This is a genomic window from Bradyrhizobium viridifuturi (assembly GCF_001238275.1).
Lineage (GTDB): Bacteria > Pseudomonadota > Alphaproteobacteria > Rhizobiales > Xanthobacteraceae > Bradyrhizobium > Bradyrhizobium viridifuturi.
Window position 1 is genome coordinate 25,818 of sequence record NZ_LGTB01000059.1, and the last position, 23,309, is coordinate 49,126.

At 65.4% G+C, this 23,309-nt stretch carries 23 protein-coding genes; 15 read left to right on the forward strand and 8 right to left on the reverse strand.

What is annotated here, in order from left to right:
- Nucleotides 1-2 precede the first annotated feature (2 nt).
- Nucleotides 3-1,385, forward strand: coding sequence for an FAD-binding oxidoreductase (locus ALC15_RS37140; RefSeq protein ID WP_094194357.1), 1,383 nt, complete (start codon nt 3-5; stop codon nt 1,383-1,385).
- Complete coding sequence (locus ALC15_RS37145) at nt 1,385-2,131, forward strand: SDR family oxidoreductase (RefSeq protein WP_050631561.1); 747 nt, start codon at nt 1,385-1,387, stop codon at nt 2,129-2,131. The genes ALC15_RS37140 and ALC15_RS37145 overlap by 1 nt, the downstream gene beginning before the upstream one ends.
- Here the strand turns inward: ALC15_RS37145 and ALC15_RS37150 are convergent.
- Nucleotides 2,112-3,365, reverse strand: coding sequence for a glycosyltransferase family 87 protein (locus ALC15_RS37150; RefSeq protein ID WP_050631562.1), 1,254 nt, complete (start codon nt 3,363-3,365; stop codon nt 2,112-2,114). The two genes, ALC15_RS37145 and ALC15_RS37150, sit on opposite strands and share 20 nt — an antisense overlap.
- Nucleotides 3,366-3,651: 286 nt before the next feature.
- Here ALC15_RS37150 and ALC15_RS37155 point away from each other — a divergent pair, with 286 nt between their 5' ends.
- Both ALC15_RS37155 and ALC15_RS47745 read left to right on the forward strand, forming a co-directional pair.
- Nucleotides 3,652-4,233 carry a tetratricopeptide repeat protein gene (locus tag ALC15_RS37155; RefSeq protein ID WP_347336350.1) on the forward strand — a complete coding sequence of 194 codons (582 nt, stop codon included), beginning with the start codon at nt 3,652-3,654 and terminating at the stop codon, nt 4,231-4,233.
- Complete coding sequence (locus ALC15_RS47745; protein WP_347336351.1) at nt 4,152-4,415, forward strand: tetratricopeptide repeat protein; 264 nt, start codon at nt 4,152-4,154, stop codon at nt 4,413-4,415. Before ALC15_RS37155 ends, ALC15_RS47745 begins: the two co-directional genes overlap by 82 nt.
- A gap of 337 nt (nt 4,416-4,752) precedes the next feature.
- Here ALC15_RS47745 and ALC15_RS37160 read toward each other — a convergent pair whose 3' ends face one another.
- Nucleotides 4,753-5,466: a hypothetical protein gene (locus ALC15_RS37160; RefSeq protein WP_094194361.1), complete on the reverse strand. Its 714-nt coding sequence runs from the start codon at nt 5,464-5,466 to the stop codon at nt 4,753-4,755.
- A gap of 321 nt (nt 5,467-5,787) precedes the next feature.
- On the opposite strand from ALC15_RS37160, the gene ALC15_RS37165 reads away from it, so the two are divergent.
- Nucleotides 5,788-7,320 carry an aspartate ammonia-lyase gene (locus tag ALC15_RS37165; protein ID WP_094194358.1) on the forward strand — a complete coding sequence of 511 codons (1,533 nt, stop codon included), beginning with the start codon at nt 5,788-5,790 and terminating at the stop codon, nt 7,318-7,320.
- Between the two features lie 172 nt (nt 7,321-7,492).
- Here the strand turns inward: ALC15_RS37165 and ALC15_RS46835 are convergent, their stop codons facing one another.
- On the reverse strand, nt 7,493-8,680 hold the full coding sequence (locus tag ALC15_RS46835; protein WP_244486430.1) for a c-type cytochrome: 1,188 nt from the start codon (nt 8,678-8,680) through the stop codon (nt 7,493-7,495).
- Between the two features lie 921 nt (nt 8,681-9,601).
- Between ALC15_RS46835 and ALC15_RS37175 the strand changes: the two genes are divergently transcribed.
- Nucleotides 9,602-10,282 carry an alpha/beta hydrolase family protein gene (locus tag ALC15_RS37175; protein WP_050631564.1) on the forward strand — a complete coding sequence of 227 codons (681 nt, stop codon included), beginning with the start codon at nt 9,602-9,604 and terminating at the stop codon, nt 10,280-10,282.
- 69 nt (nt 10,283-10,351) lie between these two features.
- Nucleotides 10,352-11,086 carry an aspartate/glutamate racemase family protein gene (locus tag ALC15_RS37180; RefSeq protein ID WP_050631565.1) on the forward strand — a complete coding sequence of 245 codons (735 nt, stop codon included), beginning with the start codon at nt 10,352-10,354 and terminating at the stop codon, nt 11,084-11,086.
- 98 nt (nt 11,087-11,184) lie between these two features.
- Here the strand turns inward: ALC15_RS37180 and ALC15_RS37185 are convergent, their stop codons facing one another.
- Together ALC15_RS37185 and ALC15_RS37190 are read right to left on the reverse strand one after the other, a co-directional pair.
- Nucleotides 11,185-11,964, reverse strand: a complete 780-nt coding sequence (locus ALC15_RS37185; RefSeq protein WP_050631566.1) for an SDR family oxidoreductase — start codon at nt 11,962-11,964, stop codon at nt 11,185-11,187.
- Nucleotides 11,965-12,003: 39 nt separating this feature from the next.
- On the reverse strand, nt 12,004-12,969 hold the full coding sequence (locus tag ALC15_RS37190) for a 2-dehydropantoate 2-reductase (protein WP_128089694.1): 966 nt from the start codon (nt 12,967-12,969) through the stop codon (nt 12,004-12,006).
- A gap of 176 nt (nt 12,970-13,145) precedes the next feature.
- Between ALC15_RS37190 and ALC15_RS37195 the strand changes: the two genes are divergently transcribed.
- A complete protein-coding gene (locus ALC15_RS37195; RefSeq protein WP_050631567.1) occupies nt 13,146-13,943 on the forward strand; it encodes an enoyl-CoA hydratase-related protein in 798 nt (265 codons plus the stop codon).
- Between the two features lie 9 nt (nt 13,944-13,952).
- On the opposite strand, the gene ALC15_RS37200 is transcribed toward ALC15_RS37195, so the two are convergent.
- Nucleotides 13,953-14,216 (reverse strand): hypothetical protein, encoded by a 264-nt coding sequence (locus tag ALC15_RS37200; RefSeq protein ID WP_244486431.1) that lies wholly within the window; start codon nt 14,214-14,216, stop codon nt 13,953-13,955.
- A 62-nt stretch (nt 14,217-14,278) separates the two neighbouring features.
- On the reverse strand, nt 14,279-15,163 hold the full coding sequence (locus ALC15_RS37205; RefSeq protein WP_050631568.1) for a LysR family transcriptional regulator: 885 nt from the start codon (nt 15,161-15,163) through the stop codon (nt 14,279-14,281).
- Between the two features lie 117 nt (nt 15,164-15,280).
- On the opposite strand from ALC15_RS37205, the gene ALC15_RS37210 reads away from it, so the two are divergent.
- From ALC15_RS37210 to ALC15_RS37225, 4 genes are all read left to right on the forward strand, one after another.
- A complete protein-coding gene (locus ALC15_RS37210) occupies nt 15,281-16,642 on the forward strand; it encodes an FAD-dependent oxidoreductase (protein ID WP_050631582.1) in 1,362 nt (453 codons plus the stop codon).
- A gap of 107 nt (nt 16,643-16,749) precedes the next feature.
- Complete coding sequence (locus ALC15_RS37215) at nt 16,750-17,754, forward strand: ABC transporter substrate-binding protein (protein WP_050631583.1); 1,005 nt, start codon at nt 16,750-16,752, stop codon at nt 17,752-17,754.
- 168 nt (nt 17,755-17,922) lie between these two features.
- Nucleotides 17,923-18,696 (forward strand): ABC transporter ATP-binding protein, encoded by a 774-nt coding sequence (locus ALC15_RS37220; RefSeq protein WP_050631569.1) that lies wholly within the window; start codon nt 17,923-17,925, stop codon nt 18,694-18,696.
- Nucleotides 18,689-19,516 carry an ABC transporter permease gene (locus ALC15_RS37225; RefSeq protein ID WP_050631570.1) on the forward strand — a complete coding sequence of 276 codons (828 nt, stop codon included), beginning with the start codon at nt 18,689-18,691 and terminating at the stop codon, nt 19,514-19,516. Before ALC15_RS37220 ends, ALC15_RS37225 begins: the two co-directional genes overlap by 8 nt.
- A 164-nt stretch (nt 19,517-19,680) precedes the next feature.
- Here the strand turns inward: ALC15_RS37225 and gtdA are convergent, their stop codons facing one another.
- Nucleotides 19,681-20,721, reverse strand: coding sequence for a gentisate 1,2-dioxygenase (gene gtdA / locus ALC15_RS37230; RefSeq protein ID WP_050631571.1), 1,041 nt, complete (start codon nt 20,719-20,721; stop codon nt 19,681-19,683).
- 107 nt (nt 20,722-20,828) lie between these two features.
- Here gtdA and maiA point away from each other — a divergent pair, with 107 nt between their 5' ends.
- From maiA to ALC15_RS37245, 3 genes are read left to right on the forward strand one after another with little or no spacing between them, the layout of a single operon-like run.
- Entirely contained in the window at nt 20,829-21,461 is a 633-nt protein-coding gene (maiA, locus tag ALC15_RS37235) for a maleylacetoacetate isomerase (RefSeq protein ID WP_050631572.1), read from the forward strand.
- The gene (locus ALC15_RS37240) at nt 21,451-21,963 is read left to right on the forward strand and encodes a MarR family winged helix-turn-helix transcriptional regulator (protein WP_050631573.1); all 513 of its coding nucleotides are present in this window, start codon (nt 21,451-21,453) and stop codon (nt 21,961-21,963) included. The genes maiA and ALC15_RS37240 overlap by 11 nt, the downstream gene beginning before the upstream one ends.
- Complete coding sequence (locus ALC15_RS37245) at nt 21,963-23,147, forward strand: 3-hydroxybenzoate 6-monooxygenase (protein WP_050631574.1); 1,185 nt, start codon at nt 21,963-21,965, stop codon at nt 23,145-23,147. Before ALC15_RS37240 ends, ALC15_RS37245 begins: the two co-directional genes overlap by 1 nt.
- Nucleotides 23,148-23,309: the final 162 nt, after the last annotated feature.

Consider the following 23,309-nt stretch of genomic DNA (forward strand, 5'->3'; position numbering starts at 1 on the left):
CGATGCCGGCGGCTGCATTGCCAGGACGCGCGACGGCGACCTCCAATCCGGACGAGAGCCTGTCCGGCTGGGGCAACTATCCGAAGGTGTCGACTGAACTGCTGGCGCCACGGACGCCCGTGGGCGCACGGGATGTTCTGCTCGGGCGGTCCGGCGTCGTCGCGCGCGGGGCGGGTCGCGCCTATGGCGACGCGGCGATCGGCACCCACACCACGATTTCAACGCGCGGTCTGAACCGGATGCGGAGCTTCGATCCGGCAACTGCCGAATTGACGGTCGAAGCCGGCGTGACCATCGCCGACATCCTTGCCGCGTTCGAGCCGCGCGGCTTCTTCCTGAAGGTCGTGCCCGGGACCAAATTCGTCACCGTCGGCGGCGCGATCGCGGCCGACGTGCACGGCAAGAACCACCATCGCGACGGCGGCTTCGGCAACATCGTCGGGTCATTCCGCCTCGCGCTGCCGGGCGGCGAGATCGTGTCGTGCTCGCGCTCGGAAAACGCTGCACTGTTCATGGCGACCCTCGGAGGCATGGGCCTGACCGGCATGATCCTCGAGGCGACGTTGCGGCTGCTCCCGATCGAGACGGCCTGGTTGCGGCAGGACACCCGCGTCGCCGGCAATCTTGAGGCGGCGATCGATCTGCTCGAACGCAGCGCATCGGCCACCTATTCGGTCGCCTGGATCGACTGCCTTGCGCGCGGCGCGGCGCTCGGGCGGTCGCTGGTCTATCTCGCCGAGCACGCGACGCGCCGCGACAAGGAGCTGCTGGCGCCCGAGCTCGCGCCGTTCCCCAGCCCTCGCATGTCGCGATTGTCGGTGCCGAAGCTGTTTCCCGGGTGGCTGCTCAACCGCACATCGATGCGAGCGTTCAACGAGCTGTACTTCCGTCGCGGTGCTGCGCAGCAGGGCGAACAACGGCTCGTCCATTGGGATCCCTACTTCTTCCCGCTCGATGCGATCGCCGACTGGAACAGGATCTACGGCCGGCGCGGCTTCGTGCAGTATCAATGCGTGATTCCGCAGGCGCACGCACGCCGCGTGCTTGCCGACATCCTGGATCGGGTCTCCCGGCGCGGCGATGCGTCGTTTCTTGCCGTGCTCAAGCAACTCGGCGATGGCGGCGGGCCGATGTCGTTTCCGCTGCGCGGCTATACGTTGACGATGGACTTTCCGGTCACCGAGACGCTGTTCGCCTTTCTCGACCAGCTCGACGCATTGGTGGTCGATGCCGGCGGCCGGCTCTACCTCGCCAAGGATGCGCGGCAGTCCCGCGCGACATTCGAATCCGGATATCCCGGCCTTGCGGCCTTGCGAGACATCCGCCAGCAGACCGGCGCGAATGCGCGCCTCATCTCCCATCTTTCAGCTCGGCTTGGAATTTGATGATCGGCACAAAATCAATTCTGGTGATCGGCGGCAGCTCGGATATCGGGCACGCAACCGCGCTGCGCTACGCAAAAGAGGGCTGGCGCGTGACGCTCGCCGCCCGCGACATCGAGGCCGCGCAGCGTAACGCGGACGACATCAGGACGCGAAGCGGCGTCGAAACGACGGTTCAAGCGCTTGACGTGTTGCAGACCGCGCAGCTGGCCGGCTTCGTCGCCGGCCTGTCCGTGCTCCCCGACACCGTGGTGTGCGTCGTCGGAGAACTCGGCGACCAGCTGCGTGCGCAGACCGATCCCGAGCTTGCGACGTCGATCATGCGCACCAACTTCGAGGCGCCGAGCTTGCTGCTCGAACTGTTCGCGCAGGCCTTCGAGGCGCGCGGTTCGGGAACCATCGTCGGGGTCAGCTCGGTCGCCGGCGATCGCGGGCGGGCGTCGAACTACTACTATGGCGCGGCCAAGGCCGGTTTCTCGCAATTCCTGTCCGGGCTGCGCAACCGCCTGGCGCTCGCGGGCAAGGTTCGCGTCGTCACCGTCAAGCCCGGCTTCGTGCGCACCAGGATGACCGCGCATATGAAGCTGCCGGCGCCGTTGACGGTCGATCCGGATCGGGTTGCCGAGGATATCTACCTCGCCGATGTGACGAGGCCGCGCGACGTGATCTATGTGGCCAGGCGGTTCCGGCTGGTGATGGCCATCATCTGCGCGCTGCCGGAGACGATCTTCAAGCGGATGCGCATCTGACGGTCGGTCCTCCGACTGCTTCCGTCCCTGAGCTGCGCAGCAGCACGATGCCGACGATGAGCGCGATCAGCGGAATGATCGCAAAACCGCCGATCGAGAACGTGCTGAGCGCCCGTTCGCCATTGTGGGAAGACGCCATCTGCGTCGCTTGCAAATAGCCGAATGCGCCGATCGGGATCGGCAGAGCGTAGATGATCCCGCGTTCCCACTCGCGCGCGCTCGCCAGCAGCGCCGGCAACAGCAGCGCCAGGCCGACGCTGAAGATCAGGAAGTCGTAGTCGTAAGCATAGGGGCTGATGCAGACCGACACGATCGCGACGAGGCCGAAGCGCTCGCGTGCCGGCATCGGCCGGTAGGCTGCAATGAGGACCACGGCAAGCGCCAGCACCGCGACGACGCCCTGGGCGACAAACGCTGTCGACGCGGACAAGCCTGCCGTCCGCAGCGCCGCGTAGATCGAGATCATGCGATGCATCGGGTAATTGCCGTGCTCCAGGAACACCGACGAATCGCGCACGCTTTGCAGGAACGCGCTCCAGATCTCGACGCCAAAGACCGCCGTGCAGAACGCCGAGCTGATCAGCACGACGGCGGCGGCCGTCACCACCACGATCCAGGACCGCCGCAGCACGGCATAGACCGCGAACGCGATGGCGAGATGCGGCTTGATGATCATCAGCCCGAGCGCAGCCCCGGCCAGCGCTGGCCGTTCCTCGAAGAACAGGCAGACCATTCCGATCAGCGCGGCCGTCAGCAGGCCGTTCTGCCCGCAGGCCAGCGTGATCCCGATCGTCGGAAAGAAGATCATGAGCACGAGCACGAAGTTGTCGCCTGCAAGACGGCGCAGCACGGCGAGGTAAAGCGTCAGCGTCGAGGCCGCGAACAGCAGATAGGCAATCCCGACCGGGATCAGCGCGAACGGCGCCAGCAGCAGGCTGAACTGCGGCGGATAGGTCCACGACATGAAACCGTCGTGCCCGCCTGACGCCTCCTTCTGGATGACGATGAGCTTCGCGAACTGATAGGCCTGATCCACCGTGCCGAGCCACACCAGCTTCGCGGTGATGTAGAAGGCGGCAAAATCGACGAGTTCGCGGCCATGCCCGAGTCCCACTTGAGCAAGCCACACGGCCTTGAAGACGATTGCGATGGCCAGAAGCGCGAGGATGCCCCTGACGTAAGCGGTTCGCTTCGAGGAGGTCGACCGAATTGCTTCAAGGGTAGTCGCGAACATCAAGCTGGGCCCTGTTTTCGGCAATTCAGGCTAGGTCGAATAGGTTAAGCAGTCGAAAAATCGGGCCGGAGAGGGTGGTTCGATGTCTGTCGCGTGACAGCCGCGGGCTGCGCCGGAACCGGCGGTATCTCAGTGTCCGGATGCGAGTTTCGCTGGACGCTCCGTCGGCGGCGGTGATAACGGCTGGGAAGAACCATCTTCGACGGACCGCATGCCGAAACCTCCGCCCCCTTCCGCCAATCGCGGGCCCGGCCCATCCCCGCTCCTGCAACGCGCCGTGGTCGCCTTGCAGACGGGACAGGTCGTCGAAGCCGAACGGCTGGCGGCCGAGGTCTTGAAGGCAAACCGGACCGATGTCGGCGCCGCCTCGATCCTGGCGCGGGCGCTGATGATCCAGAACCGCAACGAGGAGGCGATCGCGCCGCTCGAGCGAGCCACCCGCCGTGTCGAGGATCCCGGCCTCGAGACCCTGCTCGGCGCGGCGCTCGGCGGCGCCGGTCGCCGCAGCGAGGCGATCGATGTGTTGCGGCGAACCAGCGCGCGGCGGCCGCCATACCTCCCCGCGTTTCAGGCGCTGGCAGGGCAATTGCACGCGGACGGCCGCATCGACGAGGCGGTAGCCGTGCTTGAGAGCGCGCTTGTTCTCGCGCCCGGCAGCCTCGAATTTCAGCTCCTGCTCGCGCAGTTGCTGCCCCAGCGCAATGAGCGTGGCCGCGCGCGAGAGATTCTGGAGAAGCTGCGCAGTGCGGCGCGGGACATCCGGATGTTCTGGCCGCGCTCGCGCGTGTGCTGCTGCTCGACGGCGAATACGCGGCCGCGGCGGATCTCTACCGTCAGGTGCTGGCGCAGCGCCCCGACGATCCCCTGACCCGCACCAGCTTCTCCGCCTGTCTTCTGGAAATGGGCGACCGCGCTGCCGGCGAAGCCAATCTGCGCCTGGCGTTGCGCGGCCGGCCGCAAATGATCGGCCGCACCACGGCCGCGCTTGCCATGGCATCGCACGGCCGCTTCTTCTTGCGTCCCAGCGGGTTCAAGAAATTCCTGAGCTAGGCGACTTAGCCGCTGCCTCACGCTCGTCATCGCCCGGCTTGACCGGGCGATCCAGTACGCCGCGGCTTCTCGGTCAAACTCCTCCGTCTCTGGAATGCTGGATCACTCGCCTTCGCGGGTGATGACACCGAACCTGTTCTAGATCGCCCCACAAACTCGATGTCGTCCCTGCGAAAGCAGGGACCCATAACCACCAGTGCGAATAGTTGCATGATGCCGGAACGACGAGTCGCTTTCGCAACACGGGCCGCGGCGTATGGGTCCCTGCTTTCGCAGGGACGACAAGAGGAAAGGGTCTTGTCCCACTTACACCCGTCGTCGCCCTCGCGCGCTCGATCTACGACCGGAACTGGCGGCGATAGAGTCCGGGCTCGCGGGCCATCCTGTTGGACAGCTCCTGTGCGCGCGCTGTTTCATCCGGCGTCATCGCCGCGGTCTGCGCGACCCAGTTTTCGCGCTTCACAGGGAAGCATTGCGCAACTGGCGTGCCCTTGGGCAACACGCCGCTGAAATTGGTGTCGTGCCAGCGCGCCGGGAAATGAACCCAGCCGTCGCGAAACAGGTCGCAATCGACGAGGCCGGTAAGCGTGGTGAACGGCAGATCGAACCGGTTGACCGGATGCGTGAAGAACAGCGAGTAGCCCGCCGGCGCCTCGATGGTCCACAGATTGACGAACTTGATCAGGAAACGGTCGGGCTCGAACAGCGGCGAGCCGGCCACCTGGCTTTCGTCGTGGAATCCGACCGGCGAGCGCGGGAATTCGAGCGCGCCCCCGGCCGGAAGATCGTTGTCCCACGTCATCTCGCCATTCTCGACCTTGAGATCGCAGACCAGCGGAAGCAGGAAGCCTGACGTCATCGCATCGACGAATGGCGGGCAGCGCTTGACGGTATCCTCTTCGCGATTGCTCATCGCATTGAAGGCCTGCGTCGGCATCGCCCTGAGCCATCCGGGAAGACCCAATGACGCAGGCACCGGCTCTGGAATCTTGCCCTCGAGCTCCGCCGGGCAGCGGAATCTGATGGTTATCGCTTCGTTGTTGTCGGACACGGTTCTGGTCCTTGGTTCGTTCAAAATCGGCAGCGCCATTGCGCCTGTCGATGCTGATCTAGCACGCGATGACGGGGCGGAGAAAGCAACCGCATCTGTCGCGAAACGAACCGCGGTATCGAGCTATAAGTTGTTGTTATCATGACAGATAAGGTAAGCCCTCGATTCCCGCTGCGACGCGCATTCCGATCCGGCTTTTCCGCGGCTTCCGGTTAGCCGGTGTGCAAGACTTTGCCGATAGGCATTGGCTTTCGATGTCCGTCGGGCGCATCATGGTGCGGTCGCCGACGACGCGATGTTCAGCAGGTAACGGAGGGACCAATGGCCGAATCGAAGGTTGAGACCGCCACCACTGCAGGCGCTACGCCGCCCTCCGGCGACGGCGGCGGTGTGAGCGAGCTCGCGATCGCAACCGTCCGCACCGTGCCGATCGAGCAGGCGCAGTCCCGCACCGAGCACGATCTGCTCGGCGAGGACGATGTGCCGGCCAATGCACTGTGGGGCATCCACACCAAGCGCGCGGTGATGAACTTTCCGATCACCGGCGTGCCGGTCGGCCATTTTCCGGAATTCGTCCGCGCGCTGGCGCTGGTGAAGCAAGCTGCTGCCCGCGCCAACAAGCGCCTGGGCTATCTCTCGCCTGAAAAGGCCGATGCGATCGACCGGGCCTGCACCCAGGTCGCGACCGACAAGGTCTATGCCGAGTCCTTTGTCGTCGACGCGATCCAGGGCGGCGCCGGCACCTCGACCAACATGAACGCCAACGAGGTGATCGCCAACGTCGCGCTCAAGCTGATGGGCAAGAAGCCCGGCGATTATAATACGCTGCATCCGAACGACGACGTCAACATGGCGCAATCGACCAACGATGCCTATCCGACCGCGCTGCGCCTCGCGGTGATCTTCGCCACCCAGCCGCTGGTGCGCGCACTGGATGATCTCGCCTATGCCTTCAAGGGCAAGGCGGTGGAATTCGCCGACGTTCTCAAGATGGGCCGCACCCAGTTGCAGGACGCGGTGCCGATGACGCTCGGCCAGGAGTTCGACGCCTTCCACGCCACCGTGAAGGAGGACGTCGCGCGGCTGAACGAGATTTCGAGCCTGTTCCGCGAGGTCAATCTCGGCGCCACCGCGATTGGCACCGGCATCAATGCCGATCCGCGCTATGCAGCGCTGGCGGTCGAGGAACTGTCGCGACTCTCAGGCCAGCCGATGGTGCTGGCCTCGAACCTGATCGAGGCGACCTCGGACCTCGGTGCCTTCGTGCTGTTCTCCGGCGTGTTGAAGCGCGTCGCGGTCAAGGTATCGAAGATCTGCAACGACCTTCGCCTGTTGTCGTCGGGGCCGCGTACCGGCATCGGCGAGATCCGGCTGCCTGCGGTGCAGGCCGGCTCGTCGATCATGCCCGGCAAGGTCAACCCGGTGATTCCGGAAGTGGTCAACCAGGTCGCGTTCCTCGTGATCGGGCACGATCTCACGGTGACGATGTGCGCCGAAGGCGGCCAGCTCCAGCTCAATGCATTCGAGCCGACCATCGGCTACTGCGTGCTGAGCTCGCTGCGCATGCTGACGGCGGCGATCGATACGCTGACCAAGCGTTGCGTCGACGGCATCGAGGCCGATCGCGAGCGCTGCCGCAGCCTGGTGCAGGGCTCGATCGGCCTGATCACGGCGCTGGCGCCGGCGCTCGGCTACGAGGCCTCGTCGCGCGTGGCACGCCGCGCGCTGAAGGAGAACCGCTCCGTCGCCGACATCGTGCTTGAGGAGAGGCTGCTGACGGAGGAGCAGCTCAACCAGCTGCTCGAGCTCGAGGCCATGACTCGCCCGGCGCGCCGCAACCCGTGCCCAAGTTGAAGGAGAGTTGAGAGCAGGCGTTACAGAGCGCGGGGCCGGATACACGAACCCGCCACTCGTCGCGCTCGGCCTTGTCGGGGGGGCGTCCACGCCTTCAATGTCGACTGCGCAACAGATGTGGATGGCCGGGCCAAGGCCCGGCCATGACGGCAGTAGTGTTGACCCGCGACGGCTACAGCGTCTTGATGAATTCGATCAGGGCGCGGCGCTCGTCTTCCTTCAGCTCCGGGCCGATCACGCCGAGGCGCTTCTCGTTCGAAAATTCGTGGCCGGAATTGCTGTTGCCGCGCTTGCTGGTGTCGAGCAGGAAGGCGTTCTTGATCTTGTCCTTCCAGACATAGCCGAGATCCTTGGGATCATACTCCCGGTTGCCGAGATAGAAGGTCGGGGGGCGATCCTTCACCGGCGACAGCAGCGCGAAGATGCTCGGGACCGACCCGTTGTGCAGGTAGGGCGGGGTCGCCCAGATGCCATTGAGCGGCCGGACCTTGTAGGCGAGCGGCGCCTGGATCTCGTTCGGTCGGTAGCCGTTGATGCGCTTGCGATCCTCCGGCGGGGTCTTGTTCTGGTCGTACCAGTAGTCGACGGTCTTCTCGACCAGTTCGCCGAGCGCGGGGCCGAAGCTGCCGTCCTTGATGTTCAGGTTGGCCGGCGTCTCGACGGTGCGGTTCTGCAGGCCCTCGGCTTGTGCGCTGTCGGTGCCGATATGGCTGATTGGAATCATCTCGACGTCGAGCAGCGGCTGGCCGGCGTCGTTCTTGATCCAGCGCTTCTTGTCCTTGAACAGCGCGAAGGCTTCGCTCTCCGGCAGCGCTTTGCTGTCGATCGCGGGTCCATGGCAGCCCTGGCAGTGCGTCTTGTAGAGCTCGCCGCCCTTCTTCGCGAGATCCATGTTGATCTGCCCGAGGATGTTCTCCGGCCATTTCGGCGATGCCAGGCCGCCGAAGCCCTTGTCCTCGCTGGGCGGCTCGCCGGCGATCATCCGTTCCATCTCGTGCAGCACGTCGACCCGCGCGCTCGATTTGAACAGGCCCCGGGATTCATCGAGCAGATTGAGCTCGGCGCTGACGCCGAGCGCCTCGCCGGCATTGCGCACCATCGGCTGCATGATCGAGCCGTCATACTGGACCCAGCTGAACCACGGCGCGTTCCAGATCCGCGGGAAATGCACCGGCGCGGAATGCGAGGCGTAGTTGTTCGGATTGTTCAGGTCGATCGAGAACACCTGGTTGCCGATCCGGTTGAGCGCATCGAGCCGCGCATAGCCTTCCTCGACGCTGTTGGCGGCGACCTTGGTCTCCAGTGCATTGATGTTGGCATATTGCTTGAGCACGAGATCGAGCTGGCCGCGCAGCGCCATGCGCTCGTCGAGGCTGGCCGCTTTGCCGAGGATCTCGTCGGCAAACGCGCGAAGCGGCCCGGCCAGAACCGGGTCAACAGCAACGAGACGCCGACGCTCTTCTGGAATTCGAACAGATTGGTGTTGGCCGGTCCACCGTCGATCACGATCTCGGTGCCGCGATAGCTGAAGCTTCCAGTGTGGCAGGCGGAGCAGGTCAGTCCGACGCCGTTCATCCCGGCTTTGCTGTGCGGGTTGCGCCACGGCGCACCGTTGGCATCGGTCATCGGGCCGCCCGGCGCGAAGCCGATCGGCAGCGCATCGGGCTTGCCGGGAATCACGGTGTCGGGAATAAAGCCGAAGCGGCCGAGGTAATTGGTGTCACTCAGCCGCGGCGCCGCGGTGAACAGCGGCCACACCGTCGGCTGCTCCAGCGCCATGAACCATTCGAGCGGAATGCCGAAGGTCCGCGTGCCCTGGTCGGCATGGTAGAACCAGCGCAGCCGCTCGGCGCTGACATTCTGATCCAGCCATACGGTCTTTGCCGGCGGTTGGTAGTCGACGACCTTGACGTGGAAGCCGCTCGCCACCGTCTCGATATCGTCCTTGAAGTAGAGGACGCCGGCGACAATCAACAACCCTATGAAAAAGATCGTCTTGCGAGGCATGCCCCGTCCCCCGATTCGCGGTACCCGCGCGTCATATTGATGAGATGTTAAAAATCGCCGAAACAGGTTCGCGTTAAGCGTGTAGTGCGTCGTGCAATATCCTATAGTGACGCCGCTTGGTCTACCAACGGAAATGTTGCAAGGGAAATGTTGCAAAGGAAATTTTGATTGGCTGTGAGCCAGTTCACTTGCGGCGCGCGCTCCTCGGCGGCATTTGCGCGCATCGGCGGCTGCGGCTAGAAGTGCCGGAGCAGCAATTCATCGAGATGTCATCTTGAACGCGCCAGGCGCACAACTGCTCACGATCATGGTCTCGGGCGACAGCACGGTGTCCGCGCTGCTGCTGCGCCCGGAAGTAGCCCGTGCGGCCTATGTGTTCGCTCACGGCGCCGGTGCCGGCATGACGCATCCGTCGATGCAAGTGATCGCTGAAGGATTGGCCGAGCGCGGCATCGCCACCTTGCGCTATCAGTTTCCCTACATGGAGAAGGGCAGCAAGCGGCCCGACCCGCCCGCCGTCGCGCAGGCCACGGTGCGTGCCGCGGCGGCGGAGGCCGCGCGGCATTGCGGCGAACTGCCGCTGTTCGCCGGCGGCAAGTCGTTTGGCGGCCGCATGACATCGCAGGCACAGGCCAAGGCGCCGCTCGAAGGCGTCCGCGGGCTGGTGTTCCTCGGCTTTCCGCTGCACCCCGCCGGCAAGCCGTCGCGCGAGCGAGCCAAGCATCTCGCCGAGGTCAAGATTCCAATGCTGTTCCTGCAGGGCACGCGCGACGCGCTGGCTGAGCTCGAGCTGCTCGAGCCTGTCGTGAAGGAGTTGGGCAGCCGGGCGAATCTGCATCTCGTGCAGGAGGCCGACCATTCCTTCCATGTCCTGAAGCGCTCCGGCCGCGACGACCGCGAGGTGATAGCCGAGGTGCTGGATGCGTTCGCGGCCTGGGTTGCGAAGCATTCGTAAGCAGGCACGGCCTTCGCCTGTGACACCATCCCGGTTTGCGCTGTGCTGCATCCGGGCTACTCTGTGCCCATGACCAGGATCCTGATCGTCAATCCCAACACCACAGCGTCGATGACCGCGACCATCGCCACGGCGGCCCGGGCGGTTGCCGCCGATGGCACCGAGATCGTGGCCGTCACGTCATCGATGGGGCCCGCCTCGATCGAAGGCTTCTACGACGAGGCGTTTGCCGTTCCCGGATTGATCGAAGCCTTGCTGAAGACGCCGGATGCCGACGCCGGCATCATCGCCTGCTTCGACGACACCGGCCTCGATGCTGCGCGGTCGGCCGCGCGCTATCCGGTGGTCGGCATCTGCGAGGCGGCGCTGGTCACGGCGGGCCAGATCGCCAGGCGCATCGGCATCGTGACCACGCTGCCGCGCTCGATCGTGCCGCTGGAGGAACTGGTCCGCCGCTACGGCTTCGCCGATCGCGCGGCGGTCACCGCCTGCGACGTCGCGGTGCTCGATCTGGAGAAACCGGGCTCGGGCGCGAGGGAGAAGCTGCAGGCGGAAATCGCGCGGGCGCTGGAGAAGGGGGCCGATGCCGTCGTGCTCGGCTGCGCCGGGATGGCCGACCTGGCCCATGCGCTGTCGGTGCAGTTCGGCGTGCCGGTGGTCGACGGTGTGGCTGCCGCGGTGAAGCAGGCGGAAGCGCTGGCCGCCCTCAAGCTGACCACATCGCGCCGTGGCGCCTACGCTTCGCCTGTCGCGAAGAGATACTCGGGTTTGCTCGAAGGATTCGCACCGGTATCCGAGGACTAGGCATCGTCATTGCGAGCGAAGCGAAGCAATCCATCTCGCCGCATGTGGAAGAATGGATTGCTTCGTCGCTGTCGCTCCTCGCAATGACGATAGAGGCGTCACGACGCCGCGCCGCCATAGATCCGATCGCGCAGGCGGCGCATGCCGGACAGCCAGCGTTCGCGGTTGGTGGCCTTGCGCTGCATGTATTCCTGCACCTGCGGGTGCGAGAGGATCAGGAAACGCTCTTCGGCCATGGCCTCGATCACCATCCGCGCCACTTCGCCTGGCTGCAGCACGCCGTCGACGCGGGCCGCACTCGGGCCGGGCGTCGTCATGCCTGTCTGCACTGACTGCGGACAGAGCACGGAGACGCGGATACCGCGATCGCCATACTGGATCGCCAGATGCTCCGCGAGCGCGACCGCGGCGTTCTTGGTCACGCCGTAGGGCATCGAGTTCAGCGACGCCAGCAGCCCCGCGGCCGATGCCGTGTTGAGCAGATAGCCGGAGCCGCGCGCGAGCATGCCGGGCACCAGCGCGCGCGCCGCGAACACGTGGCTCATCACATGCACCCGCCAGCTGACATCCCAGTCGGCATCGGACGCGGTTTCCTGCCCCTTGCGCGACAGCCCGGCATTGGAGAAGAACACGTCGACCGGGCCATACTTGTCCTCCGCGGCGGCGATCAGCGCCTTGACGTCTTCCTCGAGCCCGACATCGGCCGTGACGGCGAGGCCGTCGATGTCGCCGGCGACGCTGGCGAGCCGGTCGCGCGAGGTCTTGAGATCGGCGACCACGACGCCGCGCGCGCCGGCCTCCGCATAGGCCCGCGCCACCGCTTCGCCGATCCCGCTCGCGCCGCCGGTGACGACACAGACCTTGTCCTTGACGTGCATGGTTCGATGTCCCTGCTTGTTATCGTGAGATCCGGATTGTCAGCCCTGATACAGGCCCTTGTCACGCGCCTTCTGAATGGCGAGCGCGGCCATCAGATCGAGCATCGGTGTCGGAATGTCGGCCGCGCGGGCAAATGCCGCCGGTGCGCGCACCAGCACGTCGATCTCCATGGTGCGGCCGAGCTCGTAGTCTTGCAGGATCGACGGCTTGTGGTCCGGCGCGGGCCCTGAGCGCGTGACGCGCTTGACCTCGGGGATATAGCGTGTCGCCACCGCATTGGCCTCGTCGAGCAGGCGCGGGATCACGTCCTGCATGTCGGGATCGTCGCGGACGCCGCGTGCGGTCAGCCCGGTCAGCAGGCAGAGCACCGACATCGACATGTTGGTGAGCAGCTTCGACCAGATTGTTTCGCGGATCTCCTTGACCTCAGGCGATTCGATCGCGGCCTCGTGCAGCGCCGCGCGCAGCCGGGCGATGCGCTCGCTCCGGCGATCGTCGCATTCGCCGATCAGGAGTCGGTTGCGATCCGGCGACAGGTTCGCCACCACGCCGGGCGCGATCACCTCGTTGGAGGAGAAGATCACGCCGCCGATGATCCGCTCTTTCGGGATGGCGCCGCGCAGATGCCCGCCGGGATCGAGGAAGCCGAGGTCGGGAATCGCGGGATGCTGCGGCGGCAGGCCGAGACCGTACCACCAGGGAATGCCGTTCTGCGCGAACACGATTGCCGTGTCCCGCTCAAGCAGCGGCAACAGTCCGGTTGCGAGCGTACTGACGCCGGTGGCCTTCAGCGTGCTGATGACGACGTCCTGCGGCCCCAGTTCGGCAGGATCGGCCGACGCCTTTACCTTGGCAGTGACGCTGCTGTCGCCGACCCTTAGCGTCAGCCCGTTGGCCCTGACCGCGTCGAGATGCGGCCCGCGCATCACGCAGGACACTTCGTGACCGGCGCGTGCCAGCCGGACCGCAAAGTGGCTGCCGACGCGCCCGCGCCGAAAATGCAAATGCGCATCAGTGGAACTTGTCCTCGCAACGTGCCGCGTCAGTTTCCACAAGCGCAGGGCATCGCGCAACCCATCATGCACGTGGCGCGGCCACGCGCGCTCGAAAGTGATGGATCAAGGCGACAGCTCTCGTCATAGTGCCGTGCAAGAGCAATGCCGAGCCAGGGAGAAACGTCATGTCGGCCAGCCCAGTCCTGTGGAGCCTCGATGCGCGCGGGGTCGCGACCGTCACGCTGAACAGGCCCGAGGTCAACAATGCCTATGACGGCGCGCTGATTGCCGGCGTGCTGGCCGCGATCGACGACCTCTCGACCAAGCCGGTCCGCGTCGTCGTGCTCAAGGGCAACGGCAAGCATTTCCAGGCCGGCGCCGACCTGAAATGGATCAATGGCGTGCGGCCGAAATCGCCGGAGGAGAACGAAGCCGCGTCGCGCGCCACCTTCGAGGCGGTGCAGCGTCTCAACACGCTGCCGGTCCCGACCGTGGCGCTGGTGCAGGGCGGCTGCTTCGGCGGCGGCACCGGCGTGATCTCGGCCTGCGATATCGTGATCGCGGCCGACAACGCGTTGTTCTCGATCACCGAGGTGCGCTGGGGCCTCACCGCGGCGATCATCATCCCGCAGCTCTGCGACGCCATCGGTGTCCGCCAGGTGCGGCGCTACGCGCTGACCGGCGAACGTTTCGGCGCCGAGGATGCCCGCCGCATCGGCCTCGTCCACGAGGTGGTGCCGCTTGCCGATCTCGAAAGCGCGGGCAGCAAGGTCGTGGAGCAATTGCTCGGCAATGCGCCGGAAGCACTGGCCGAGACCAAGAAGCTCGCGATGGAGAGTTCGTTCGGCGGGATGGGGGTCGACGATGCGGCCTACAAGCGCCTCGTCCATTTGCACTCGGCCAAGCGGCAGACCGCCGAGGCCGCCGAAGGGCTGGCGTCCTTTGCCGAGAAGCGCGCCGGACGATGGGGTGGCGCGGCCTAGGCGCGCCGCTCAACAGCCGTTGCAGATGCCGCGGATGCTGCGATAGACCTCTTCGTCGTCGCGCCGCATCTGCTGCAGCTGTTCGAATGTCTTCGCTTCGCTCGACTGCGTGACCGTCGGCGCAGGCTTGCGCTTGGCCGCCAGCTCCTGCTCCTGGCGATGGTAGCAGGCTTCGCGTTCCGCCTTGGGCTCGATGAAGCGGCAGGTCTCGATCGCCGCGGCTGGAGTCGCGATGATGATGAGGCCAAGCGAGGCTGATAGCAGGAGTTTCAAGCCGGCGATCCTTTCACGTCCTTGTCTCAGGTCGGCGTGCGCGGGGCAAGGCTGCCGTCGCATCACAGCGATTGCGACAGTGACTTCTTCAATGTCTTCAGCAGCGCCTGTACCGCGGCGGCGTCGACGCGGCGTTCGGGAACCGCGGCCTTGACCCACAGTTCGGGAATCGGAAACTCGGTGAGGATCGGCTGCAGCGTGCCCGCGCGCAGCGCGTCAGCGACCAGATAATGCGACAGCAGCGCGATGCCGTTGCCGGCAATAGCGCTTTGCGTCAGCACGCGGCCCTCGTTCGAAGAGAGGATCGGGCGGACCTGGATGTTGATGCGGCCGCGCGGTCCCTCGAACGGCCATTCCGGCCCGGTGGGCAGAAAGCTGAGGCAGCGATGATCGACCAGATCGCGCGGATGCTTCGGCGTGCCGTGCTTCTTCAGATACGCCGGCGCGGCGCATACCAGCCGCGGCAGCCGGCATAGCGGCTCGTCGACCACGCCGCCGAAGGAATGCGGGAAGGCGCCGATTGCGATGTCGAAGCCTTCGGTCACCGGATCGACGGGGCGGTCGATCATCACGATCTCGAGCTTCACGCTGCTGTTCTGCTTCTGGAACACCGTGAAGGCATCGGTGAGCCGCGCCACAGTCAGCGAGGTCGGCGCCTTGATGCGCAGGTGATCGGTGAGATCGCGCTGCTTCTCGCCCATCCGCGACAGGAGATCGCCGACATCGGCAACGACGCCGCGGGCGCGATGCACATATTGCTGCCCGGCCTCGGTCAGCCGCAACTGGCGGGTCGAGCGGTGGAACAGCGCGGTGCCGATCCGCTCCTCGAGCTGGGTGACGCGCTTGGCGATGACCGATGTCGCGACCTTGAGCTTGCGCGCCGCGGCGGAGAAGCCGCCGGCATCCGCGGTGGCGAGGAAGGCTTCGAGATTGACCAGCGTATCCATTTGCGCTTCTCGGCGGTTTTCACGATTCGCGAAAGCTGATTACATAATTTGGTGGATTGTACTGCAATCCGCATCAATTCATAGTCGGCCCAATCAAACTTGTTCAGGGCGGAAATGATGCGAGCGAGCACGATCGAAGAACCTGCGCGGCAGGTCCCGGTCTATGGCGAATATGACGTGGTGGTGCTCGGCGGCGGACCGGCCGGCATCGCGGCCGCGGTCGGCGCGGCACGCGCCGGGCGGCGAACGCTCTTGATCGAGCGTTACGGATTTCTCGGCGGCATGGGCACCGCGGCCGGCGTGACCAACTTCTGCGGGCTGCACGCCAACATCTTCGGCGAGGTGCGCCGGGTCGTGCAGGGCATTGCCTCCGACCTCTTGGCGCGGATCGACCGGCTCGGCGGGCTGAACGCGCCGCATCTGATCCTCGGCAAGATCCTCGCGCAGGCTTACGACAGCGCGGCCTACAAGATCGCGGCGGACGACCTGCTGGCGCATCACAAGATCGATATCCTGTTCCACGCGCTCGGTGCCGGCGTCGTGATGGACGGCGCGCACATTCGTGCGCTGATGGTGGAAACCAAGGCCGGCCGTCAGGCGGTGCGCGGTGGCATCTTCATCGATTGCTCCGGCGACGGCGATCTCGCGGTTTGGGCCGGTGCGCCCTACGAGGTCGGCGACAACCAGGGCGGCATGCTCTACCCCTCGATGATGTTCCGCCTCAACGGCATCGATCCGGCGAAGGCGGGCGATGCGTGGCGGACGATTCCGGAACGGATGGCGCAGGCCGAGGCCGCCGGCACCCACAAATTCCCGCGCAAATCCGCGATCGTAAGGCCGCAGAAATCGCAGATCGAATGGCGGGTGAATTTCACCCAGGTGACGCGAAGCGACGGCGGCGCCATTTCCGGGATTGATCCCGACGACATGACGCGCGGCGAGATCGAGGGGCGACGTCAGGCGGTCGAAGCGTTCAAGTTCCTGCGCACGGTGCCGGGCTTCGAGAACTCCTACATCGTCGATCTGCCGCCGCAGCTCGGCATCCGCGAGACGCGGCGCGTGATCGGCGGCTACATGCTATCAGGCGAGGACGTGCTGGGCTGCGCCTCATTCGAGGATTCGATCGGCGTCAATGGTTGGCCGATGGAAAAGCACGTGCCGGGCGATGTGACCTTCGAGTTTCCGCCGATCCCGGAAAGCCGCGGCTACAACGAATTGCCGTACCGCATGCTGGTGCCCGACGGCGTCGACAATCTGCTGGTCGCCGGGCGCTGCGCTTCGATGACCCATGAAGGGCAATCGGCGGCGCGCGTCTCCGGTGCCTGTTTTGTGATGGGCGAGGCGGCGGGAACCGCGGCAGCGCTCGCACTTTCGGGTAATACGATTCCGCGCGACATTTCCGTCGAAAAGTTGCAACAACAGCTTGGCAGACAGGGCGCGTTCATCGGCCGCGATCAGGCCGTGCCTGAAGGAATCTAGAGCGTTTTCAAGCGAAGTGGATCCCGGTTCGCGTGAAGAAAACGCGTCAAAACAGGAATCGAGAGCCGTTCCGATTTGATCGGAACGGGCTCCAAGTGGAGACGGCAATGAAGGGTTGGGCGCGGCTCGCACTCGCGGGTCTGCTGATATGGGCCGCGAGCGGCATCGCGCGGGCCGATGATCTCCTGAAGGCGAAGATCGGCGTGCTGCGGCTGTCGTCCTCGGCGCCGGTGTTCATCGCGCAGGACAAGGGCTATTTCCGCGACGCCGGCCTCGATGTCGAGCTCAAGTTCTTCGACGCGGCACAGCCGATCGCGGTGGCGACCGCGTCAGGCGATGTCGATTTCGGCATCACCGCCGTCACCGCTGGTCTCTACAATCTCGCCGGCAAGGGCACGCTGAAGGTGATCGGCGGCATGAGCCGCGAGAAGGCCGGCTATCCCCTGATCGGCTATTTCGCCAGCAACAACGCCTATGCCGCCGGCCTCAAGACGCCGAAGGATCTGGCCGGCAAGCGCGTCGCGGTGACCCAGGTCGGCTCCAGCTTCCATTATTCGCTCGGCCTGCTCGCCGACAAATACGGCTTCAAGCTCTCGGACGTGAAGATCGTTCCGCTGCAGTCGCTTTCGAATGCGGCTGCGGCGCTGAAGGGCGAAACCGTCGATGCCGCGCTGCTGCCGGTCTCGACCGCGCGGACGCTGATGGATTCCAACGGCGCGAAGTTTCTGGGCTGGGTCGGCGACGAGACGCCGTGGCAGCTGGGCGCCATCTTCGCGTCGCCGAAGACGCTGACCAACCCGCAATTGGTGAAGCGGCTGCTCACCGCGCTCACCCGCGCCGACCACGAGTATCACGACGTGATCCTGACCGCGATCAAGGACGGCGTGGCGCCGATCAACGACAAGACCAAGCCGCTACTCGAGATCATTGCCAAATACACCAACCTGCCGGTCGCGCAGGTGGTCGGCAATTGCGCCTATATCGATCCGGACGGCAAGCTCGACGTGAAGAACCTCGACAACCAGATCAAATGGCTGCAGGAGCAGGGTTTTGTCGACAAGGGTTTTGATGCGGATGCAATTGTCGCCAAGGATTATGTGAAGGCGGATTGATGATGCAGCGCCACGCGCACCACGCTATCCCCGTCATCCTGAGGAGCCGCGCAGCGGCGTCTCGAAGGGTCGACGGCCCGGATGCAGCAGCTCGGCCGTTCACCCTTCGAGACGCGCGCGACTGCGCGCTCCTCAGGATGACGGGACTGGAAGCGGGGTCGCGGTGAGATGGACCTGATCGCCGACCATATCAGCCATCGCTTCGGCGCGCTCGACGTGCTCGACGATGTCTCCTTCCAAGTCGCCGCCGGCGAGATCGTCGCGATCGTCGGTCCGTCCGGTTGCGGCAAGAGCACGCTGCTGTCCATTCTCGGCGGCCTGCTGCGGCCGAGCAAGGGTGCTGCCGAGCTGCGCGGCGCGCCGCCGGCCGGCAGCCTCAATCCGTTGACCTTCGTGTTCCAGGATTTTGCGTTGCTGCCATGGAATACGGTCGAGGAGAACGTCGCGTTTCCGCTGCTGCATACAGGCTTGAGCGTCGGCGAGCGCCGCGCCGTGATCGACGACGCGCTACGCCGCACCGGGCTGTCGGATTTTCGCGCTGCCTATCCGAAGCAGCTGTCCGGCGGCATGCGCCAGCGCGTCGGCATTGCGCGTGCGCTGGCGGTTCGTCCGGCGATCCTGCTGATGGACGAGCCGCTGTCGGCGCTGGATTCGCAGACCCGCGAGCTGCTGATGGAGGATTTCGTGCGCCTGCTCGCCGACGGCGCGATGGGCGCGGTCTATGTCACGCATAACCTCGAGGAAGCGGTGCGGCTTGCCGACCGTGTCGTGGTGCTGTCGCGTCGCCCCGGCCGCATCCGGGAGATCGTGACCATCCCGATGACGCGCGCCGAGCGCGGCACGGCGGACGCGCGCGGACGGATGGCCGCATTGCAGGGCGAGTTGTGGTCGCTGATCCGCACAGAGGCGATCGATGCCGAGCGCGAGGTCCAGCATGCTTGACCGCTCCCCGCAGGAGGCGAAGGACCGATCGGCGGAAGCGACGCGGCCGGTCGCATTTCGCGGCGCCGGCTTCACGCCCGGCGGCAGCCGCTCTGCCGGCTGGATCGCGCTCGCGCTGGTCATCGCGGTCTGGCAGCTTGCCGGCAGTGCCGGCTGGGTCAATCCGCTGTTCCTGCCGGCGCCGTCGGCGATCGCGGTCGCGATCACCAAGCTCGCGATGTCGGGCGCGCTATGGCAGCACCTCTCCTGGTCGATCATGCGGATCGGCACCGGTTGGATCATCGGCACCGCCGCCGGCGTCATCGTCGGCTTCGCGATCGGGCTGTCGACCATGGCGCGCGGCGTCGGCATCACCTTCATCTCGGCGCTGTTCCCGATCCCGAAGATCGCGCTGCTGCCGCTCTTGATCCTCTGGCTCGGGATCGGTGAGGAGCCGAAGATCGCGACCATTGCGCTCGGCGTATTCTTCTCGACCGCGATCTCGGTCTATAGCGGCGTCGACGCGGTGCCGCGCAATCTGATCCGGATGGCACAGAGCTTCAACGTTCCTTTCCACGCCATCGTACGCCGCGTGATCTGGCCGGGCGCGTTGCCCTCGATCCTCGCCGGCTTCCGCATCACCGCATCCGTTGCGCTGTTGCTCGTCGTCAGCGCCGAGATGATCGGCGCGCAATACGGCATCGGCGCCTTCGTGCTGCAGGCCGGCAATCTGATGCAGACCGACCAGCTGCTCGCCGGCGTCGTGATCCTGTCGCTGTTCGGGCTTGCGGTCGGCAAGCTGATCAACTTGCTGGAAACGCGGCTGCTGCACTGGCGGTAGGGAGCGTCAGCCGCAATTGCAAATGTCGTCCCTGCGAAAGCAGGGACCCATAACCACAGGGCCTAGTTGTTAGAACACGCTGGGGCCTCAGCAACTCCAACAACGAGACCCTGTGGTTATGGATCCCGGCTTTCGCCGGGACGACAGCGAGTACACGTTTCCGGCTACGCGTTGCCCCGATCCTCGCGGAACAGATCGAGCTTCTGCTGCACCGGACGGTCGGAGAACGAGAACAGCACGGAATCGGCATCGGCCTCGTGGGTGACCCAGTGCCAGCTCGGCACCACGAACAGATCGCGCGGCCCCCATTCGAAGGTCTGGTCGCCGACCCGGGTGCGGCCCTTGCCCTCGATCGCAGCAAACACGGTCGCATCAGTGGAACGATAGCGCGCGGTCTTGAAACCCTTCGGCAGCAGCTGGATGAAGGTGCCGATGGTCGGCATCGCGAAATCGCCGGTCTCGGGGTTGGAGAATTTCAGCTTGAGGCCATGGCAGGCGTCCCACTCGTCGCTGGTCCTGGCCTTCTCCAGCGCCTCGCGGGTGTACTCATAGGGGTAGTTGAAGATCGGCGAGGTCCTCGATGTTCGCTTCTGATCGATCGGCAAGAGATTGTGACCGTAGCGAGCGAAGCTGGCGCCGGCCGGCTTGGAGATCGACTGCTGGTCTTCCATGGCGCCTTCGGCAAACGAGCAATCGAAGAACTGCACCATCGGGATGTCGAGCCCGTCGAGCCAGAACATCGGCTCATTGGTTTCGTTGGAATGGTCGTGCCAGGTCATCGACGGCGTGATGACGAAATCGCCCGGCGACATCGCGGTGCGCTCGCCGTCGACAGCGGTGAAGGCGCCCTTGCCCTCGAGCACGAAGCGCAGCGCCGACTGGGCGTGACGATGGGCGGGGGCGATGTCGCCCGGCACCACCATCTGTACGCCGGCGAAAAGTGAGGTCGTGATCTTGGACTGACCGCGCAGGCCGGGATTTTCCAGCACCAGCACGCGGCGCTCGGCTTCCTTGGCCGTGATCAGCTTTCCGGCCTCGTTCATGTAGTCGCGGATCTGGTCGAACTTCCACAAGTGCGGGCGGCAGGCGCTCTTCGGCTCCGGCGTGATCAGATCGTTCATCACGTTCCACAACGCCGAGAGGTTTTGACCGTCGATCTTCTTGTAGAACGCCTCGCGCTCCGGGGTCTTCTGCACGGCTTCCATGGCAAGCCTCCCATCGTTCTTGTTTGGTGCAATTTAATTGACAGTATACTGACAATATGGCTAGCGTCAACGAAACAAGCCAATGACGAAATGCAAGGGAGGTTCCGATGAAGCTGCATGGCTATTTCCGGAGCAGCGCGTCCTACCGGGTCCGGATCGCCCTGAATCTGAAGGGGCTGACTTCTGAACACCTGCCGCATCATCTGCGCAAGGGCGAGCAATGCGCGCCGGCCTATCTCGCGATCAATCCGCAGGGGCTGGTGCCGACGCTGGAGAGCGACGCCGGCGCGATCCTCACCCAGTCGCTCGCGATCATCGAATGGCTCGACGAGACCAATCCCAATCCGCCGCTGCTGCCGAAAGACCCGCTGCGGCGCGCCAAGGTGCGGGCGTTCGCGCAGGCGATCGCCTGCGACACTCACCCGGTGCAGAATTTGAAGGTGCTGGCACGGTTGCGCAAGCTCGGCCTGCCCGAGGAGCAGGTGACCGAATGGGCGGCCTGGGCCAATCGCGAGGGCCTTTCGGCCTGCGAGACCCTGATCGCTGACGAGGCCGGGCCGTTCTGCTTCGGCGATGCGCCGACGCTTGCCGATCTCTGCCTGGTCCCGCAGCTCGCCAATGCGCGGCGGTTCGGCGTCGACGTCTCGGCCTATCCGCGCCTGCTCAAGGCCGAGGCCGCGGCAAAGCAAGTGAAGGCGTTCGCCGACGCCGCCCCGGACAAGCAGCCCGATGCCGAGTAGCAAGCCAACGCCCGTCACCATGGACGCGGTCTACACCGCGCCCGGCTATCTGTTCCGGCGGATGCAGCAGATCGCGGTCGCGCTGTTCATCGAGGAGTGCAAGGCGTTCGATCTGACGCCCGTGCAATACGCCGCGCTGGTCACGATCTCGACCCATCCCGGGATCGACGCCACTCGGCTCTCGGCGGTGATCGCGTTCGACCGCTCCACGCTCGGCAATGTGATCGAGCGGCTGCAGGCCAAGGAATACATCGTGCGCAAGCCGGCGCCCGAGGACAAGCGCGTCAAGCTGCTTTACCTCACCAAGGCCGGTGCGGCCGTGCTCGGCGACATCATGCCCTCGGTCGACAAGGCGCAGGCGCGGATGCTGCAGCCGCTGAAGCCGGCCGACCGCAAGACGCTTCTCTCGCTCTTGACCCAACTGGTCGACCTCAACAACGAGTCCTCGCGCGTGCCGTTGCGTGCCGAAGACGCGCTCGAACATTTGGGGAGGTCGGGCTGATGGCGGATAGCAAACCGGTCCTGATCGCGGGCGGCGGCATCGGCGGCCTAGCCGTGGCGCTGGGGCTCGCCCAGAAGGGCATTCGCTCGATCCTGCTGGAGAAGGCGGCCGCGCTCGGCGAGATCGGCGCCGGCATCCAGCTCGGGCCGAACGCATTCCACGCCTTCGACTATCTCGGCGTCGGCGAGGCCGCGCGCAACATGGCCGTCTATATCGATCAGCTCCGGCTGATGGATGCGCTGACCGCCGATGAGATCACCCACATCGATCTCGGCGAGACGTTTCGCGCGCGGTTCGGCAACCCCTATGCCGTGGTGCATCGCGGCGACCTGCATGGCGTGTTCCTGCGCGCCTGCCAGAACCACGAACTGATCGAGCTGCGCGTGTCCAGCGAGGTCATCGGCTACGAGCAGGATGGCTCGTCGGTGACCGTAAAGCTCGCCAATGGCGAGCGCGTCACCGGACGCCTGCTGATCGGTGCCGACGGGTTGTGGTCGAACATCCGCAAGCAGGTCACGGCGGATGGCCCGCCGCGCGTCTCCGGCCACACCACCTACCGCTCAGTGATTCCGACCGAGCAGATGCCGGAGGATCTGCGCTGGAACGCGGCGACGCTGTGGGCCGGCCCGAAATGCCACATCGTGCATTACCCGCTGTCGGGCTGGAAGGTGTTCAACCTGGTCGTCACCTATCACAACGATGCGCCGGAGCCGGTCGCTGGCAAGCCGGTTTCCGAAGCCGAGGTGATGAAGGGCTTCACCCACGTTCACGAGCGGGCGCAGAACATCATCCGCCACGGCACCAACTGGAAGCTCTGGGTGTTGTGCGATCGCGATCCCACCGAGCGCTGGATCGACGGACGCGTCGCGCTGCTCGGCGACGCCGCGCATCCGATGCTGCAGTATTTCGCGCAAGGCGCCTGCCAGGCGATGGAAGATGCGGTCTGCCTGTCGCACATGCTTGCCAATCACGATGATCAGGCGGCGGCACTCGACGCCTATCGCGCCCAACGCTTCCCGCGCACAGCGCGCGTGCAGCTGATGTCCCGCGCGATCGGCGAGCACGTCTATCACCCCGCGGGCGAGCACGCCCGCATCCGCAACGCGATCATGAGCGCGAAGTCGCAGAACGAATGGTGCGACGATATCGCGTGGCTGTATGGCGGGACGGGGTTGGGCGGTTAGCTGTCACAAACTCAGCCGTCGTCCCGGACAAGCGAGCGGAGCGAGCGCGATCCGGGACCATAACCACGAATGGGTCTGTGGCGCGACGCTGGGGCCCCAGCGTCGATGTAGCGGCAGAGGCCGGTCGTTATAGGTCCCGGCCTTCGCCGGGACGACACTGAA